We start from the raw sequence: 644 nt of genomic DNA on the forward strand, positions 1-644 counted from the left end.
AACAGTTCGCCGTGACCGTGGTGGATGACAACGGCACCACCGCCAACGCGACCCTCGACGTGAACATCGTCGACGACTTGCCGAAAGCGCTGAACGACAGCAACGGCACCGCCTCGGAAAGCCTGCTGACCCTGACCGGCAACGTCCTGACCAACGATGTGCAGGGCGCCGACCGCGTACCGACCGGCCCTGATGCCGGGCCGATCACTGCCGGTACGTTCACCGGCACTTACGGCACGCTGGTGCTCAACGCCAACGGCACTTACACCTACACGCTGAACACCAGCGACGCCGATTTCAAAGCCTTGCACGGCGGCGGTAACGGCACGGAAACGTTCACCTACACCCTCACCGATGCCGACGGCGATACCAGCACCGCCAATCTGGTTCTGCAGATTCACAACAACGACGATCCGGTGGTCATCAACGGCCTCGATGTGAATGGCGGTGAACTGACCGTCTACGAGAAAAATCTCGGCGATGGCAGCACCCCTGATTCCGCAGCCCTGACTCAAAGCGGCACCTTCACCATTACCGCACTCGACGGTGTCACCACTCTGACCGTCGGCGGCATTGCCGTGGTCAGCAACGGTGTCGCCGCAGGCTTCCCGCAATCGATCACCACGCCGCTGGGCAGCACGCTG

At 62.3% G+C, this 644-nt stretch carries 1 protein-coding gene; it reads left to right on the forward strand.

The features are described 5' to 3' along the window. Positions 1–644 (forward strand): VCBS domain-containing protein (locus AACY19_RS26720; RefSeq protein ID WP_339454486.1); only part of this gene is annotated, 644 nt, incomplete at both ends.

Source organism: Pseudomonas sp. EA_5y_Pfl2_R50 (assembly GCF_963970475.1).
Taxonomy (GTDB): Bacteria; Pseudomonadota; Gammaproteobacteria; order Pseudomonadales; family Pseudomonadaceae; genus Aquipseudomonas.